This is a genomic window from Micromonospora sp. WMMD714, assembly GCF_029581315.1.
Classification (GTDB): Bacteria; Actinomycetota; Actinomycetes; order Mycobacteriales; family Micromonosporaceae; genus Micromonospora; species Micromonospora rifamycinica.
The window spans coordinates 3,614,884-3,631,532 of sequence record NZ_CP120744.1; the positions used below are offsets into that span (position 1 = coordinate 3,614,884).

The following is a 16,649-nucleotide window of genomic DNA, read 5'->3' on the forward strand; positions in this document are numbered from 1 at the left end:
CAGCCGGGTTGTCAAGGTCAGCGATTTTCCGCCCGGGACATGCCGCGGCAACAGGGGCGAAATGGTCAACCGGCAGGCTGGGAACCAGCCTGCCGGCCGTGTGCGGCCGGTCCGCCGAGCGGAGGGACAGACATGTTGCTGAGAGTTCGGGTGACCCTGCCGGACCGACCCGGGACACTCGGCCAGGTGGCCCGCACGCTCGGCGTCTCCGGTGCCGACATCGTCCAGGTCGTGGTGCTGGAACGGCTCGGTGGCCGGGCGGTCGACGACTTCACCGTGGTCTGGCCGGGTGCCGCCCGGGTGGAGGGCCTGCTCGCCGGGCTCGCCGCCATCCCCGGGGTACGCGTCGACGGGGTCTGGCGGGCGATCGGCGCCCCGACCACCACGGGCCAGGACGCCGAGCTGCTCGCCCAGGTGGCGGCGAACCCCACCGACGGGGTGGCCACCCTGGTCGACGCGGTTCCCGGGCTGCTCGCCGCGGACTGGGCGGTGGCCGCCGTCGTACCGGTGGACTGGGCCTCGCGGGCCGGCGGCGGGACCGCGACCGTCGGGCACGCCAGCTGGCGTGCCCCCGAGCCGCCCCGGCTGCCCGAGGTGACCCCGCTGCGGGCCCGCACCCTGACCATGACCGACGGCACGCACTACGCGATCGCGCCGTTCGGCCGGGCCGGGCTGGTGCTGGTGGTGGCCCGGGACCACACCGAGCCGCTGACCGCCGCCGGGTTCCACGCCACCGAGGTGGACCGGCTCGCCCAGCTGGTCCGGGCCAGCGCGGTGATCCTCGGCGACCGGCTCGACCTGGTCGGCCCGCGTTCGGTGACCACCGTCACCTGACCTGGGCGAACGGTTCCCGGTGCGACACCGCCGGGCAACGCCACGGCAACAGGCGCCGGGCAGGGTTCACCGGTAGGGAAGGGAGTGGACATGGCGCTGTGGCGGATCCGGGCGACCGTGGACGACCGGCCGGGTTACCTGTCGGTCCTCACGGCCAGCCTCGCGTTGCGGGGGGTCAACATCCTCACCGTGCAGGTGCACACCACCGAGGTCGGCGCGGTGGACGACTTCCTCGTCGACGCGCCGGACGCCCTCGGCGAGGCGGATCTGATCGCCGCCGTCGAGCGGGGTCGGGGGCGGGACTGCTGGGTGGCGCGCAGCGAGGCGCGCGGCCTGGTCGACCAGCCGACCCGGGCGCTCGGGCTGGCCACCCGGCTGGTGCGGGATCCCGAGCAGGCCGGCGAGGTGCTCCGCACCACGCTCGGGCTGGACGAGGTGACCTGGCGGCCGACGCCGGCCGTCGCGCACGACGCGGTCGGCACCACGACCATGCTGCTGACCGACCCGGCCGGCGGCTCGTACGAGCTGCGCCGGCAGGCACCGAGCTTCACCCCGGCGGAGTACGCCCGGGCGCAGGCGCTGGTGGAGCTGGCGGCGGCGGTGACCCGGCGGGAGGCCGACCGGGTGACCCTGGTGCTGCCCGACGGGGCGGAGCTGGCCATCCGGCCGGCGACCGCCGACGACCTGGCCGGCGTGGTGGAGCTGCACGAGGGCTGCTCGGCACACAGCCGGCAACGGCGGTACCTGAGCGGGGCGGCGCTGCCCTCGCCGAGCCGGCTGCGCCGGCTGCTCGCACCGACCCGGGGGCTGACCCTGGTGGCCACGACGACCGGCTCCGGCGGGGCGGCGGAGTCGGTCGTCGCGCTGGCCAACCTGCTCGCCGAGGGCGACGAGGCGGAGGTGGCGCTGCTGGTCCGGGACGACTGGCAGCGGTGTGGCCTGGGCACCGCGCTGCTGCGCCGGCTGCTGGCCCACGCCGAACGGGCCGGGTACGCGGCGCTGGTCCTGCACACCCAGGCGGACAACACACCGATGGTCCGGACGGTGGCCCGGCTGGGTCGGCCCACGCCGGTCGAGCGGGACGGCACGCTGCTCACCGTGACCGTTCCCCTGGTCGCCCGCGCCGACGGGTGTCCGGTCGCCGACGCGCCCCCACGGGCCGGTGCGACGGTGGGCGGCCCCCGGCGGACCGACCCCGGCGGTGGGGTGCGCTGACCTCCGCCGAGATCTGAAGACGACCCGTACGGCACCGGGCGGGGGCATTCCATCCGGTGCACGGCCGAACTCCGATGCGGAGGACGGTGCACAGGCAGGGCCCCCGGTGCGGGGGCCCTGCCCATGTGCGGGACCACCCCGGCCGGTGACCGGCGTGCCGGGCCGGCGGGTGGCCCCGGCGGGTGACCGGCGTGCCGGCTCGGCCAGCGGCCCGCGGGTGGCCGGTGTGCCGGGTCGGGGCGGTGATCAGCCGAAGAAGGCGCCCGCCCGGCGGTGCCCGGAGACGCAGAACCGGTTCCCCTCGGTGTCGGCGAGGACGACGTACGGCAGCTGGCCGGGCTCCGGTTCGGCCGGGTAGTACGGCCAGTCGACCCGACCGGCACCCAGGCCGATCAGCCGGTCGACCTCCTCGTCGAGGTCCCGGTCACCCGCGTCCAGGTCGAGGTGGGTGCGGGGGAACTCGGACACCGGGCTCTCGCTGACGTCCATGGCGAGCGCCACCCCGGCGGTGCCGGGCGGTGGCTCCACCACGATCCACTCGTCTCCCGGGTAGCGGGGTGGACGACGGACGTAGCCCAGCGCGGCGGCCCAGAACCGGCCGGCGCGGCGGTCGTCGGCCACCCCCAACGACACCTGTTCGATCATCGACATCGATCCAGGCTAGTCCGCGTGACATGTCCGGTGGCCGGGAGATCCGGGGCGGACCCGGGTCGGGACGCCCCGGAGCGCTCCGCCGGGTTTCGTCGTGCCCGGCCCCTTCACAAACTCGTGACACAGTGATTACATTGGCGCACGTCCATGGGAGCGCTCCCGCGACTCCTTCGGCCCCCACCACCACCCGCCTCCGGCGGCCCCACCAACCGCGACGCCCCGTCCCCGCGTCCGGTGGGGCCGCCGGAGGCACCCCCCTATCGACAGGAGTTCCGCCCATGCAGCACCCGAACCGGCCCGGCCGGTCGGGCGGGGGCCGGCCCCGGCTCCGCCGCCTGCTCGCCGCCGGTGCCGCCCTGACCAGCGGTCTGGCCCTCGCCATCAGCACGCTCCCGTCCCTCGCGGGGGCTGCGCCGGCCACGGCCGACCGCGCCGACGTCGCGGGCACCGGCATGTTCAACTACCCCGAGGCGTTGCAGAAGTCGCTGCTGTTCTACGAGGCGCAGCAGTCCGGCAAGAAGCCGTCCTGGAACCGGGTCTCCTGGCGGGGTGACTCCGCGCTCACCGACGGCTCCGACGTCGGCGTGGACCTCACCGGTGGCTGGTACGACGCCGGTGACCACGTGAAGTTCGGCTTCCCGATGGCGTTCAGCGCCACCATGCTCGCCTGGGGCGCGGTCGAGTACCGCGACGGGTACGTCGCCGCCGGCCAGCTCACCCCGCTGCTGAACAACCTGCGCTTCGTCAACGACTACTTCATCAAGGCGCACCCGTCGGCGAACGTGCTCTACGGGCAGGTGGGCAAGGGCGACGACGACCACAAGTGGTGGGGTCCGGCCGAGGTGCTGCCGATGGCGCGGCCCGCGTACAAGATCGATGCGAGCTGTGGCGGCGCGGACCTGGCGGGGGAGACGGCGGCGGCGATGGCCGCGTCGTCGATGGTGTTCCGGCCCACCGACGCCGCCTACGCCGACAAGCTGCTCACCCACGCCAAGCAGCTCTACACGTTCGCCGACACGGTGCGGAAGAGCTACCACGAGTGCATCACCGACGCGACCAGCTTCTACAAGTCGTGGAGCGGCTACCAGGACGAACTGGTCTGGGGCGCGATCTGGCTGCACCGGGCCACCGGCGACGCGGCCTACCTGGCCAAGGCCGAGAGCGAGTACGACAAGCTCGGCACCGAGCCGCAGTCCACCACCCGGTCCTACAAGTGGACGATCGCCTGGGACAACAAGCAGTTCGGGGCGTACGTGCTGCTGGCCAACCTGACCGGCAAGCAGAAGTACGTCGACGACGCCAACCGGTGGCTCGACTACTGGACGGTCGGCGTCAACGGCCAGAAGGTGCCCTACTCGCCGGGCGGGATGGCCGTCCTCGACTCCTGGGGCGCGCTGCGGTACGCCGCCAACACCAGCTTCGCGGCGCTGGTCTACAGCGACAAGACCACCGACGCCACCCGCAAGGCCCGGTTCCACGACTTCGCCGTCCGGCAGGTCAACTACGCGCTCGGCGACAACCCGCGCAAGTCCAGCTACATGATCGGGTTCGGTGCCAACGCACCGAAGAACCCGCACCACCGCACCGCGCACGGCTCCTGGTGGGACAGCCAGACGGTGCCGGTCGAGACCCGGCACGTGCTCTACGGCGCGCTGGTCGGCGGCCCGTCCTCGGCCAACGACGCCTACACCGACAGCCGGTCGGACTACGTGATGAACGAGGTGGCCACCGACTACAACGCCGGCTTCACCTCCGCGCTGGCCCGGCTCTCCCAGGAGTACGGCGGCACCCCGCTCGCCAATTTTCCCACCGCGGAGACCCCGGACATCCCCGAGCTGACCGTGGAGACCACGGTGATGCAGGCCGAGCCCCGGGCGACCGGGCTCAAGGCGGTCGTCTACAACAAGTCGGCGTTCCCGGCACGGGCGCTGACCAACGGGAAGTTCCGCTACTACTTCCGGCCCGAGGGCAGCACCGCCGTGCAGGTCACCTCCGGCTACACCCAGGGGTGCCCGTCGCCGTCGACCGCCAAGCAGCTCTCCGGCGACATCTGGTACGTCGAGGTGGACTGCACCGGCTACACGATCGCCCCGGCCGGGCAGTCGCAGCACCGGATGGAGGTGCAGTTCAAGATCGGCGTACCGGAGGGCGGCACCTGGGATCCGACGAACGACCCGTCGTACCAGGCCACCGCCGGCCCGAACCCGAAGGTGCCGCTGTACGCCGGGACCACCCGGGTCTGGGGTGACGAGCCGACCTCGACGCCGACCGACACCACCCCGCCCACCGTCCCCGGCACCCCGGTCGCCTCCGCGATCACGCCCACCGGCCTGACGCTGACCTGGCCCGCGTCCACCGACACCGGTGGCAGCGGCGTGGCCGGCTACGACGTCGCCATGGAGCCGGTCGGCAGCGACGTGCGCTCCTCGTTCCGCACCACCACCAACAGCCTGACCCTGACCACGCTCTCGCCGGCCAGCAACTACCGGTTCTCGGTGCTGGCCCGCGACGGCGCCGGCAACAGCTCGTTGTGGTCGTCGGCGCTCGCGGTGGCCACCCCGGCCGGCACCGGCTCGGACACCACCGGGCCGACCCCGCCCGGCACCCCGACCGCGTCGAACATCGGCGCGAACGGGGTCACGCTGAGCTGGACCGCGTCCACCGACAACGTCGGGGTCGCCGGCTACCGGGTCTACAAGACGTCCTGGCCGGCGCATCTCGTCGTCGCCACGAGCACCGGCACCACCGCCCAGGTGACCGGTCTGACGCCGGACACGTCGTACGGGTTCTACGTGGTGGCGGTGGACGCCGCCGGCAACCCGTCCACCCCGTCGAAGACCGTCACCGTGCAGACCCTGCCGGGCACCTCGACGCCGACCCCGACGCCGACCTCCACCCCGACGCCCACCCCGACCCTGCCCGCCTCGTCGTGCAAGGTCGGTTACACCACCAGTGACTGGACCAGCGGCTTCACCGCGAGCATCAGCATCACCAACACCGGCACGACCGCGCTCACCGGTTGGAGTCTGGCCTTCACCTTCCCGACCAGCGGTCAGAAGGTCGGCCAGGGCTGGTCGGCGACGTTCGCCCAGACGGGGACGGCGGTCACCGCGACCAGCATGAGCTACAACGGGGCGCTCGCCCCCGGCGCGTCCACCAGCATCGGGTTCAACGGCACCCACACCGGCAGCAACCCGAAGCCGACGAGCTTCACCCTCAACGGGGCCGCCTGCACGGTCTCCTGACCGTCGACCTGACGTGGCCGGCACCGCACCTGCGGTGACCGGCCACGTCGCGTCGGGTCACATCGGGCCAAAAATGTTCCGAAACTTTTCCGAAACACCTTTGTTCCAGCCGGTGCAGGATGGAAACATCGACGGCACTAGATTTAACAACCGTAGACGTCCGGCCGTCCCGTCCCGACGGTCCGGGTGTTGGCCAGCAAGGAGGCCACGATGGCAACAAGCCCGTCCGTCCACCACGGCGGCAGCCGGCGACGGCGACCACCCGCCGTCCGGGCGCTGCTCGCCGGCGCGGTCAGCGTCGTGACGGTGGCAGCCGTCGCGGTGATGATGCCGTCGGCGAACGCCGCCGCGACCACGCTGGGCGCCGCCGCCGCGCAGTCGGGCCGGTACTTCGGCACGGCCATCGCGGCCGGCAGGCTCGGCGACTCGACGTACAGCACGATCGCCGGCCGCGAGTTCAACATGATCACTGCCGAGAACGAGATGAAGCCGGAGGCGACCCAGCCCCAGCGGGGCCAGTTCACCTTCAGCTCCGGTGACCAGATCTACAACTGGGCGACCCAGCGCGGCCTGAAGGTCCGGGGGCACACCCTGGCCTGGCACGCGCAGCAGCCGCCGTGGATGCAGAGCCTGAGCGGCAGCAACCTGCGCCAGGCGATGATCGACCACATCAACGGCGTGATGGCCCACTACAAGGGCAAGCTCGCCGCGTGGGACGTGGTGAACGAGGCGTTCAACGAGGACGGCAGCCGCCGGTCGTCGAACCTCCAGGGCACCGGCAACGACTGGATCGAGGTGGCGTTCCGCACCGCGCGGGCCGCCGACCCGTCGGTCAAGCTCTGCTACAACGACTACAACATCGAGAACTGGTCCTACGGCAAGACGCAGGGCGTCTACCGCATGATCCAGGACTTCAAGTCCCGGGGCGTGCCGATCGACTGCGTCGGCCTGCAGACCCACTTCACCGGGGGCAGCTCGCTGCCGAGCAACTTCCAGACCACGCTGTCCAGCTTCGCCGCCCTCGGGGTGGACGTGGCGCTGACCGAGGTCGACGTCACGAACTCCTCGACGACCCAGTACGCGGGGCTGACCCAGGCGTGCCTGAACGTGCCGCGCTGCATCGGCATCACCGTGTGGGGCGTCCGCGACAGCGACTCGTGGCGCTCGAACGAGAGCCCGCTTCTGTTCGACGGCGGCGGCAACAAGAAGGCCGCGTACAACTCGGTCCTCAACGCGCTCAACGCGGCCCCGCCGACCTCCGGGCCGACCACCGGCCCGCCCACCACGCCCCCGCCCACCACGACCCCGCCGCCGAGCGGCGGCGCCGGACGGATCGTCGGCGTGGCGTCGAACCGGTGCATCGACGTGCCGAACTCCACCCAGACCAACGGCACCCGGGTGCAGCTCTACGACTGCAACGGCCAGTCCAACCAGCAGTGGACGTACACCAGCGGCAAGCAGCTGCGGGTCTACGGCACCAAGTGCCTGGACGCGAACGGCGCGGGTACCGCCAACGGCACCGGAATCATCATCTGGGACTGCAACAGCGGGGCCAACCAGCAGTGGAACGTCAACGCCAACGGCACCATCACCGGTGTGCAGTCCGGCCGCTGCCTGGACGTCTGGGGCACCGGCAACGGCCAGCAGGTCCAGCTGTACGACTGCCACGGGCAGACCAACCAGCAGTGGCGGACCGACTTCGGGGGCAGCACCCCGCCGCCGACCACCACCCCGCCGCCCACCACCACGCCGCCCCCCGGTGGCGGCTGCGCGCTCCCGTCGACCTACCGGTGGTCGTCGACCGGCGCGCTGACCAACCCGAAGAACGGCTGGGTCTCGCTCAAGGACTTCACCAACGTCGTCTACAACGGCAAGCACCTGGTCTACGGCTCGTACGTCAACAGCAGCGGCCAGTACAGCTCGATGAACTTCGGCACCTTCACCAACTGGTCCGACATGGCCTCGGCCAGCCAGAACGGGATGAGCCAGGGCACCGTGGCGCCCACCCTGTTCTACTTCGCCCCGAAGAACATCTGGGTGCTGGCGTACCAGTGGGGTCCGACCTCGTTCAGCTACAAGACGTCGAGCGACCCGACCAACGCCAACGGCTGGTCCTCGGCGCAGACGCTGTCCACCGCCACCCTGCCGGACGCCCCGTACGGGGTGATCGACCAGACCCTCATCGGCGACGACCAGAACATGTACCTGTTCTTCGCCGGGGACAACGGCAAGATCTACCGGTCGAGCATGCCGATCGGGAACTTCCCGGGCAGCTTCGGTTCGAGCTACACGACGATCATGACGGACTCGACCAACAACCTGTTCGAGGGCGTCGAGGTCTACAAGGTGCAGGGCCAGAACCAGTACCTGATGATCGTCGAGGCGATCGGAAGCCAGGGGCAGCGCTACTTCCGGTCGTTCACCTCCAGCAGCCTGGGCGGCTCGTGGACCCCGCAGGCCACCAGCGAGAGCAACCCCTTCGCCGGCAAGGCCAACAGCGGCGCCACGTGGACCAACGACATCAGCCACGGTGACCTGGTCCGCACCAACCCCGACCAGACCAAGACCATCGACGCCTGCAACCTGCAACTGCTCTACCAGGGCAAGGACCCGAACGCGAACACCGACTACAACCTGCTGCCGTGGCGGCCGGGGGTCCTGACCCTCCAGCGCTAGGCGCACCTGCACACGCTGAACGACCGGGGCGTGTCCGGCACCTGCGGGTGCCGGGCACGCCCGTTCGGTTCAGTCGGGCAGGTCCTCCGCGAGCAGGTCCATCAGCAGCGCGTCGTGCCAGCGCCCGTCCGCGCCCCGCTCGTAGCGGCGCATGACGCCCACCGGCCGGAACCCCACCTTCGCGTACGCCCGGATCGCCGCCGTGTTCGCCGCCGCCGGGTCGACGGTGAACCGGTGGTGGCCGTACTCGTCGACCAGGTGCCGGACCAGGGTGCGGATCGCGTCCCCGCCCAGCCCGGTGCCGCGTACCGCCGGGTCGAGGAAGACGTCCAGGCTGACGTGGCGGTAGTCCGGGTCGGGCTCGGCGTACCACTGGATCGCCCCGACCAGCCGACCGGCGTCCTCGACGGCGTAGACCACCAGTGTGTCGTCGGCCAGGTCGGCCCGCACCGACGCGGCCAGGTCGTCGTCGCCGCGCCACCAGCGGCGCACCTCCGGGGTGGCCCGGATCGCGGCCAGGGCGGGCACGTCCGCCTCCGTCACCGGCCGCAGCGTGACCGTCCGCCCCCGCAGCACGCCGTCAGCCCCGGATCTCGCCGTGCTCGACGCAGACCGCCGACCAGCCGACCGGCAGCACCTGCACCTTCATCCGCCGTCGGCAGCGCCCGCAGTAGCGGGGCGGCTCCAGCACCCGGGCCGTAGCGCACCCCGGGTGCGGGCCCGCCGTGGCGTCCGCACCACAGCGGTCGCACCAGGTCGCGGCCGACGTCAGTACGGCGGACTCCGCCGCACGGCCGTCGGCGGTCGGGTCACCCACGTCGGTCATCGTCGCCTCACAGGGTGGCGGAGAGCGCCTTGACGGGCATCTTCAGCTCGTCGAGCAGCTTGAGGTCGGCGGTCGCCGGCCGACCCAGCGTGGTCAGGTAGTTGCCGACGATCACCGCGTTGATACCGCCGAGCAGGCCGTCCCGGGTGCCCAGGTCACCGAGGGTGATCTCCCGGCCGCCCGCGTACCGCAGGATGGTGCGCGGCATGGCCAGCCGGAACGCGGCGATGGCCCGCAGCGCGTCGCGGCCCTCCACCACCGGGCGGTCACCGAGCGGGGTGCCCGGACGCGGGTTGAGGAAGTTCAGCGGCACCTCGTGCGGGTCCAGCTCGGCGAGCTGGGCGGCGAACTCGGCGCGCTGTTCCACCGTCTCGCCGAGGCCGAGGATGCCCCCGCAGCAGACCTCCATGCCGGACTCGCGGACCATCCGCAGGGTCTCCCAGCGCTCCTCCCAGGAGTGCGTGGTGACCACGTTCGGGAAGTACGAGCGGCAGGTCTCCAGGTTGTGGTTGTAGCGGTGCACGCCCATCTCGACCAGCTCGTCGACCTGCTCCTGGCTGAGCATCCCGAGCGACGCGGCGACCTGGATGTCGACCGCCGCCCGGATCGCGGCGACCCCCTCGCGCATCTGCTTCATCAGCCGGTCGTCCGGGCCGCGCACGGCGGCCACGATGCAGAACTCGCTCGCCCCGGTGGCCGCCGTCTGCTTCGCCGCCTCGACCAGCGACGGGATGTCCAGCCAGACCGACCGGACCGGCGAGGTGAACAGGCCGGACTGCGAGCAGAAGTGGCAGTCCTCCGGGCAGCCCCCGGTCTTGAGCGAGACGATCCCCTCGACCTCGACCTCGGGGCCGCACCACCGCATCCGCACCTCGTGGGCGAGCTGGAGGGCGGCGGAGACGTGCTCGTCGGGCAGGTTCAGCACGGCGAGGACACCGGCCTGGTCGAGGCCGACGCCGTCGCCCAGCACCTGGGTCCGGGCCTGGTCGAGGATCTCTGGCATGGCTCGTACCCTACAAGGCCGGTGCGGGCCGGGAAACGCCCGCGCATCCGGGCGGTGGCCCGCCCTCCGGCCTGGTCCGGCGGCGGCCTCCCGGCGGTGCCAGGTGGCGGCTCCGGCGGTGCCGGTGGCGGGCTGCGGCGGTCCGGTCGCCGGCTCGGGTGGAGGTCCGCCGGCCGGTCCGGCCGCCGGCTCCGGGGCATCGGTGCGGCGAGCCCGCGCCACGCCGGTGCCCGCCCGGCGGGTGGTAATTTCGCCGGCGACGGCAACGTCGCCGCCCGCCGCCGACACGCGCCGGGCGGCCGTCGGTGGGCCGTCCGGTCGGTCGACGGTAGGCCCCGGCGGGCGCTCGGCCGACGGTGGCGCACCCGGCCGGGTGGGCGGCACGAGTGGTGGACGGAGGCGATGACGGTGGCGGACTGGCTGGCGGCCCTGGACCGCCGCGCCGAGCTGCGGGCGAAGGCGGGGCTCACCCGTACCCTGCGCCCCCGCGCCGCCGGTGATCCGATGGTCGACTTGGCCGGCAACGACTACCTGGGCCTGGCCACCCACCCCGCGGTGGTGGCCGCCGCCGCCGGGGCACTCTCCGGCTACGGGTTGGGGGCCACCGGCTCCCGCCTGGTCCGCGGTTCCACCGACCCCCACCACGCGCTGGAGGACGAGCTGGCCGACTGGCTGGGCGTCGAACGGGCGCTGGTCTTCTCCTCGGGCTACCTGGCCAACCTGGCCGCCGTCCGGGGCCTGGTCTCCCCGCGTACCCTGCTCGTCTCCGACGCCCACAACCACGCCTCGCTGATCGACGGCTGCCGGATCTCCGGCGCGGAGACGGTGGTCACCGCGCACGCCGACGTCGACGCGGTGGCCGCCGCGCTCGCCGCCGCGCCGGGTCGCCCCGCGGTGGTGGTCACCGAGTCGGTCTTCTCCGTCGACGGCGACCTCGCCCCGCTGGCCCGGCTGCACGCCGTCGCCCGACGGCACGGCGCGCTGCTGCTGGTCGACGACGCGCACGGGCTCGGCGTCACCGGCCCGGCCGGTGCCGGCGCGGTGGCCGCCGCCGGGCTCGCCGGTGCGCCGGACGTGGTGGTCACCGCCACCCTGTCCAAGGCGCTCGGCGGTGCCGGCGGGGTGGTCGCCGCTCCCGCCGAGTTCGTCCGGCACCTGGTGGAGACCGGGCGGACCTTCATCTTCGACACTGCACCGCCGCCCGCGGTCGCCGCCGGGGTCCGGGCCGCCGTGGCACTGGCCCGGGCCGCCGACGACCTGCGCGCCGAGCTGGCCGACCGGGCCCGGTACGCGGTACGTCGCCTCGGCGCGGCCGGGCTGACCGTCTCCATCCCCGACGCCGCGGTGGTGTCGGTGACCGCCCCCGGCCCGGAGGCCGCCACCGCCTGGGCCGACGCCTGCCGGGAACGGGGGGTCGCGGTCGGCTGCTTCCGCCCGCCGTCCACCCCGGACCACCGCTCCCGGCTCCGGCTCACCCTCTCGGCCGGGGTGACCCGGGAGGCCTTCGCGCAGGCCCTGGAGACCATCGTGGAGTGTGCCCCGCAGCCGGAGGTGCTGCCGTGAGCGTGACCGACGCCCCGGGTCGGGTGACCCCGTGAGCGGGTGGAAGGGCGCGGTGCTGGTCACCGGGACCGACACCGAGGTCGGCAAGACGGTGGTGACGGCGGCGATCACCGCCGCCGCGCAGGCCGCCGGGCTGCGGGTCGCGGTGGTCAAACCGGGCCAGACGGGTACGGCGACCGGTGATCCCGGCGACGTCGACGCGGTGACCCGCCTGGCCGCCCCGCTGACCGGCCGCACCCTGGCCAGCTACCCGGACCCGCTCGCCCCGCTCGCCGCGGCCCGGGTCGCCGGGCTGGAGCCGCTGGAGCTGTACACCGCCGTCGACGCGATCCGGGCCGAGGTCGACAAGCACGACCTGGTGCTCGTCGAGGGGGCCGGCGGGCTGCTGGTGCCGATGGGGCTGCGGCCGTCGGGGGAGGCGTGGACCGTCGCCGATCTGGCGGTGTCGCTGGGCGCGCCGGCGGTGGTGGTGGCCCGCGCCGGCCTCGGCACCCTCAACCACACCGCGCTGACCATGGAGGCGTTGGAACGTCGGGCCGTCCCCGCCGGGGTGGTGATCGGCGCCTGGCCGGCGGAGCCGCAGCTGGTGCACTGGGCGAACCTGACCGAGCTGGTGCCGAACCTGCTCGGCGCGTTGCCGACCGGTGCCGGGGCGATGGACCCGGGGGTCTTCCGCCGGTCAGCCCCGGGCTGGCTCACCCCCGACCTGCACGGGGTGCTCGACGACTGGCGGGCCTGGGCCGAGGACGCCGGCTGAGCGTTCCCCTGCCGCGTCGCTGGACGACCTCAGTCGGCGGCCGGTACCGGTCGGGGCCGGTCGTCCGGAGCCGGCCGGGGGGTGACCACCTGCACGCCGACGTCGGCGTTGCGGTTCTGTGTCTCGATCCAGGTGTCCAGGGCGGCCCGGCAGGCGTGGTCGACGTGCCGCAGGCCACCCAGGTCCAGCCGTACCCTCCGGTCGTCGGGCAGCCCGTCGAGCGTGGTGAGGATGGTGGGCAACCGCAGGAACGTGGCGTTCCCGCTGATCGCCACGTGCACCGGGTCGGTGTCGTCGTGGACGGTGACCCGCACGTGGGACGTCTCCCAGGCGGTCTTCGCCACCGCCAGCCCGAGGCCGACGAGGACGCCGGTGAACAGGTCGGTGCCGAGGATCGCGGCGGCGGTCACCACCAGCACCACCGCCTCGCCCCGGTGCTCCCGCCACAGCTCGGGCAGGACCCGCCACGGCAGCAGCTTGCACCCGGCGTGCACCAGCACGGCGGCGAGCGCCGGCATCGGGATCAGCCCGACCAGCCCGGGTACGGCGGCGACGAAGAGGAGTAGCCACACCCCGTGCAGCACCCGGGAGGCCTTCGTCCGCGCGCCGGCCCGCACGTTGGCGGAGCTGCGCACGATGACGGCGGTCATCGGCAACGCACCGAGCAGGCCGCAGACGGTGTTGCCGGTGCCCTGGGCGACGAGTTCCCGGTCGAAGTCGGTGCGCGGACCGTCGTGCATCCGGTCGATCGCCGCCGCGCTGAACAGACTCTCCGCCGAGGCGACCAGCGCGAACGTGACGATGGTGGCGAGCAGCCCCGGATCGGTGAGGGCCGTCCAGTGCCCGAACGACGGCTCGATCGCCGCGAGCAGCCCCGCCACCTCGATCCTGTCGACCGGCAGCCGTAGGACGGCGCTCACCCCGGCCGCGGCGACCACGGCGACCAACGCCCCGGGGACCAGTCCCGGCCGGCGCGGCATGCTGTCCCAGAGCAGCATGAGTACGAGCGTGGCCGCACCGACGGCGAGGGACACCCGTGCCGTACCGGAGCCGGTGACGGCACCGACCACGGCCGGCAGCCCGGTGAGGCCGGCGATCCCGGTCGGCGGCGTGTCCGCACCGGCCAGGACGTGGAGCTGGCCGGCGACCAGCAGCAGACCGATCCCGGTGAGCATGCCGTGCACCACGGCCACCGTGATGGCCCGGAACCACCGGCCGAGCCGCAGCAGGCCCAGCCCGATCTGGAGCAGACCGGCGACCAGCACGATGGTCCCGAGACCGGCCAGACCGTAGCGTTCCACCGCCTCGGCGACCAGCACGGTCAGCCCCGCCGCCGGCCCGCTGACCTGGAGACTGCTGCCCGGCATCAGCCCCACCACCAGCCCGCCGACCACCCCCGTGACCAGGCCGAGTTCGACCGGTACGCCGGAGGCGACGGCGATCCCGACGCAGAGCGGCAACGCCACGAGGAACACCACGAGCGACGCCGGCAGGTCGGCCCGAACCACCGCCCACCTCACCCCCACCCCCACGACCCACCCCCCGCCCCACTCGCCCCCACCCGGCTCGCCCCCGCCCGGCTCGCCCCGGTGATCAAGAGGTTTAGGCCACTGTTGATCTTTGATCTGACCAAAACCTCTTGATCAACTTGGGAGGGCGGGGGTGGAGGGGGGAGGGAGGGGAGAGGGCTGGGGGAACGGGGGGAACGGGGGGTTGGGTTGGGGTGCACGCTGACCTCCCGGGTGGTGTGGCGCGGGGCGTCACGTCGGGTTCAACCCTCGGGGGTGAGCAGCGGTTACGCCTGTCCGGGCAGGTGGCGGGGCGATTGGCGGACGTCGGCAGACCGGGGAGCAATCGACGGGACACCCGCCGTCGCAACCGGCCCACCGCCCCAGGGCTCGGGGCGGGTGCGGCGCACCACGAACGCGTCCGGGACGCGGGCCGGGGCTCAGGGCAGGCGGGTGCGGCGCACCACGAACGCGTCCGGCATCCGGAAGGTGAGGTTGTCCGGGCACCACGGCGCGCGGACCACCGTCACCTCGTCCAGCAGCGGTGCCGCCTCGGTGACCACCACCGCCGCCTCCAGCCGGGCCAACTGCGCGCCCACGCAGCGGTGCGCCCCCGCCCCGAAGGCCAGGTGCCGGCGCGACCCGCGCTGCCCGGGGCGGAACCCGGCCGGGTCGGCCACCAGCTCGGGATCGCGGCCGGCGCGGGCCAGCCACAGCAGCGCCGAGCTGCCCGCCGGCACCGGTGTGCCGCCCAGCGTGGTGTCGGTGGCGGCCATCCGTCGCCAGGTGACGATCGGCGGTTCCAGCCGCAGGCCCTCCTCCACGACGTCGGCGACGGCCATGGTGCCGGCCCGCAACCCGGCGCGTACCGCGGGTTCGCCGGTGAGCCGGTGCAGTAGCAGGGTGAGGAACTGACTGGTGGTCTCCTGGCCGGCGACCAGCAGGAAGAACAGCGCCCCGACCACCACGTCCGGGGAGTGCCCGGCGGCGCGTAGCCGGGCGGCCAACCCGCCGCCGGCACCGGCGAACTCCCGCAGCACCGCGTGGAACCGGCCCACCTCGGCGGCCAGGGCCTGCTGGCGGTCGGCGTCCAGGGGTGCCCAGAACAGTTCCAGCGCGGCCCGGGCGAAGGCCTTCACCGCGCTCACCGGGGCGTCCGGCAGTTCGACCAGCCGGGCCAGCGCCAGCAGCGGCAGGTCGGCGGCGAGCCGGGCGTGCAGGTCGACCGGTTCCCCACGGGCCAGGGCGGCGGTGATGCCGGCGGTCCGCTCCCGGACCAGCGCGGTCAGCCACGGCCGCTGGGCGGCCACCCGGGTCGGGTGCAGCGCCTCGGCGACGATCGAGCGGATCTCCGGATGGCTGGGGCCGGCGTTGTTCGCCAGCGTCGGCGGCAACCGGAACCGGTGCCCGGTGAGCACCCGCAACGCGGCCACCGGGATCGGGGTCACCGCGTCCAGGGCATTGTCGGGCCGCCAGGTCACCGGGTCGGCGAGCACCTGCCGGACCAGCGCGTGCCGGGTCACCACCAGGTGGGCGCCGCCGACCCGGTCGACCACCGTGGCCACGTCCGGCCAGGGTTCGACGTCGGACGCCTCCCAACCCCGGAACAGCACCCGGACACGCTAGCGGGCGGCCCCCGGCGGGGCGGGATCCAGCTCCCAGACCGTGGTGCGCTTCACCCGTACGCTCTCCAGCGCCACCGGCACCGGCACGTCGTAGGCGGCCAGCTCGCGGAAGCGTTCCCGGGGCAGGAACGCCCGGCCCGGGTCGCCGACCAGCACCCGGGCACCGGACCGGGCGGCCCGCAGCAGGAAACGCAGCACCCGCCGGGCCATCGCCTCGCTGTAGAAGACGTCCCCGGCGAGCAGCACCTCGGCGTCCCCGGCGTCGGCGTCGAGGACGTCGGCCAGCTCGGCGTCGACGCGTACCCCGTTGGCCTCGGCGTTGAGGGCGACGGCGGCGACGGCCCGCTCGTCGATCTCCACCGCCCGGACGGCCGCCGCGCCGGCCTTCGCGGCGGCGATGGCGACCAGGCCGGAGCCGGACGCGAGGTCGAGCACCCGGCGGCCGGCGACCACCTCCGGATGGTCGCTGACATAGCGGGCCAGCCCCTGCCCGCCGGCCCAGGCGAACGCCCAGAACGGCGGCGGCTGGGCGCTGCGGAACTCGCCCTCGGTCAGTTCCCACAGGCCGATCGGCTCGTCGGCCTGGTGCAACCGCACCTCGGGGACGAAGGCGACCGGGGTGAGCCGGGCGTGCAGCCGGACGAAGGCCGCGGAGAGTTCGGACACCCGCCCAGGATGTCAGTCGCCGGCCGGCACCCCCGCACCACCCGCGGACGGGTGCTTCCCCACACCGGTTCCCGGCGTGT

At 73.6% G+C, this 16,649-nt stretch carries 13 protein-coding genes; 6 read left to right on the plus strand and 7 right to left on the minus strand.

Going from position 1 to position 16,649, the window contains the following annotated elements; genetic code table 11:
• The first annotated feature begins 132 nt into the window (after positions 1-132).
• Positions 133-834 (plus strand): amino acid-binding protein, encoded by a 702-nt coding sequence (locus tag O7625_RS16085; RefSeq protein WP_282339599.1) that lies wholly within the window; start codon positions 133-135, stop codon positions 832-834.
• Between the two features lie 90 nt (positions 835-924).
• A complete protein-coding gene (locus tag O7625_RS16090) occupies positions 925-2,049 on the plus strand; it encodes a GNAT family N-acetyltransferase (RefSeq protein ID WP_282339601.1) in 1,125 nt (374 codons plus the stop codon).
• A 246-nt stretch (positions 2,050-2,295) separates the two neighbouring features.
• On the opposite strand, the gene O7625_RS16095 is transcribed toward O7625_RS16090, so the two are convergent.
• Entirely contained in the window at positions 2,296-2,700 is a 405-nt protein-coding gene (locus O7625_RS16095; protein ID WP_282339603.1) for a VOC family protein, read from the minus strand.
• A 278-nt stretch (positions 2,701-2,978) separates the two neighbouring features.
• Between O7625_RS16095 and O7625_RS16100 the strand changes: the two genes are divergently transcribed.
• Positions 2,979-5,945 carry a glycoside hydrolase family 9 protein gene (locus tag O7625_RS16100; RefSeq protein WP_282339605.1) on the plus strand — a complete coding sequence of 989 codons (2,967 nt, stop codon included), beginning with the start codon at positions 2,979-2,981 and terminating at the stop codon, positions 5,943-5,945.
• A gap of 210 nt (positions 5,946-6,155) precedes the next feature.
• Complete coding sequence (locus tag O7625_RS16105) at positions 6,156-8,621, plus strand: non-reducing end alpha-L-arabinofuranosidase family hydrolase (protein ID WP_282339606.1); 2,466 nt, start codon at positions 6,156-6,158, stop codon at positions 8,619-8,621.
• Positions 8,622-8,690: 69 nt separating this feature from the next.
• On the opposite strand, the gene O7625_RS16110 is transcribed toward O7625_RS16105, so the two are convergent.
• From O7625_RS16110 to bioB, 3 genes are read right to left on the minus strand one after another with little or no spacing between them, the layout of a single operon-like run.
• Positions 8,691-9,197, minus strand: a complete 507-nt coding sequence (locus tag O7625_RS16110; protein WP_067314975.1) for a GNAT family protein — start codon at positions 9,195-9,197, stop codon at positions 8,691-8,693.
• A 4-nt stretch (positions 9,198-9,201) separates the two neighbouring features.
• Positions 9,202-9,447 carry a hypothetical protein gene (locus tag O7625_RS16115; RefSeq protein ID WP_282339610.1) on the minus strand — a complete coding sequence of 82 codons (246 nt, stop codon included), beginning with the start codon at positions 9,445-9,447 and terminating at the stop codon, positions 9,202-9,204.
• Positions 9,448-9,454: 7 nt separating this feature from the next.
• Positions 9,455-10,450: a biotin synthase BioB gene (bioB, locus tag O7625_RS16120; RefSeq protein ID WP_282339611.1), complete on the minus strand. Its 996-nt coding sequence runs from the start codon at positions 10,448-10,450 to the stop codon at positions 9,455-9,457.
• 408 nt (positions 10,451-10,858) lie between these two features.
• Here bioB and O7625_RS16125 point away from each other — a divergent pair, with 408 nt between their 5' ends.
• The gene (locus O7625_RS16125; RefSeq protein ID WP_282346965.1) at positions 10,859-12,013 is read left to right on the plus strand and encodes an 8-amino-7-oxononanoate synthase; all 1,155 of its coding nucleotides are present in this window, start codon (positions 10,859-10,861) and stop codon (positions 12,011-12,013) included.
• A 52-nt stretch (positions 12,014-12,065) separates the two neighbouring features.
• The gene (bioD, locus tag O7625_RS16130) at positions 12,066-12,770 is read left to right on the plus strand and encodes a dethiobiotin synthase (protein WP_067314986.1); all 705 of its coding nucleotides are present in this window, start codon (positions 12,066-12,068) and stop codon (positions 12,768-12,770) included.
• 29 nt (positions 12,771-12,799) lie between these two features.
• Here the strand turns inward: bioD and O7625_RS16135 are convergent, their stop codons facing one another.
• From O7625_RS16135 to O7625_RS16145, 3 genes are all read right to left on the minus strand, one after another.
• Positions 12,800-14,278 carry a SulP family inorganic anion transporter gene (locus O7625_RS16135; RefSeq protein ID WP_282339612.1) on the minus strand — a complete coding sequence of 493 codons (1,479 nt, stop codon included), beginning with the start codon at positions 14,276-14,278 and terminating at the stop codon, positions 12,800-12,802.
• Between the two features lie 440 nt (positions 14,279-14,718).
• Positions 14,719-15,891 carry a cytochrome P450 gene (locus O7625_RS16140; RefSeq protein WP_282339613.1) on the minus strand — a complete coding sequence of 391 codons (1,173 nt, stop codon included), beginning with the start codon at positions 15,889-15,891 and terminating at the stop codon, positions 14,719-14,721.
• 9 nt (positions 15,892-15,900) lie between these two features.
• A complete protein-coding gene (locus O7625_RS16145) occupies positions 15,901-16,569 on the minus strand; it encodes a 50S ribosomal protein L11 methyltransferase (RefSeq protein WP_067315134.1) in 669 nt (222 codons plus the stop codon).
• Between the last annotated feature and the right edge of the window lie 80 nt (positions 16,570-16,649).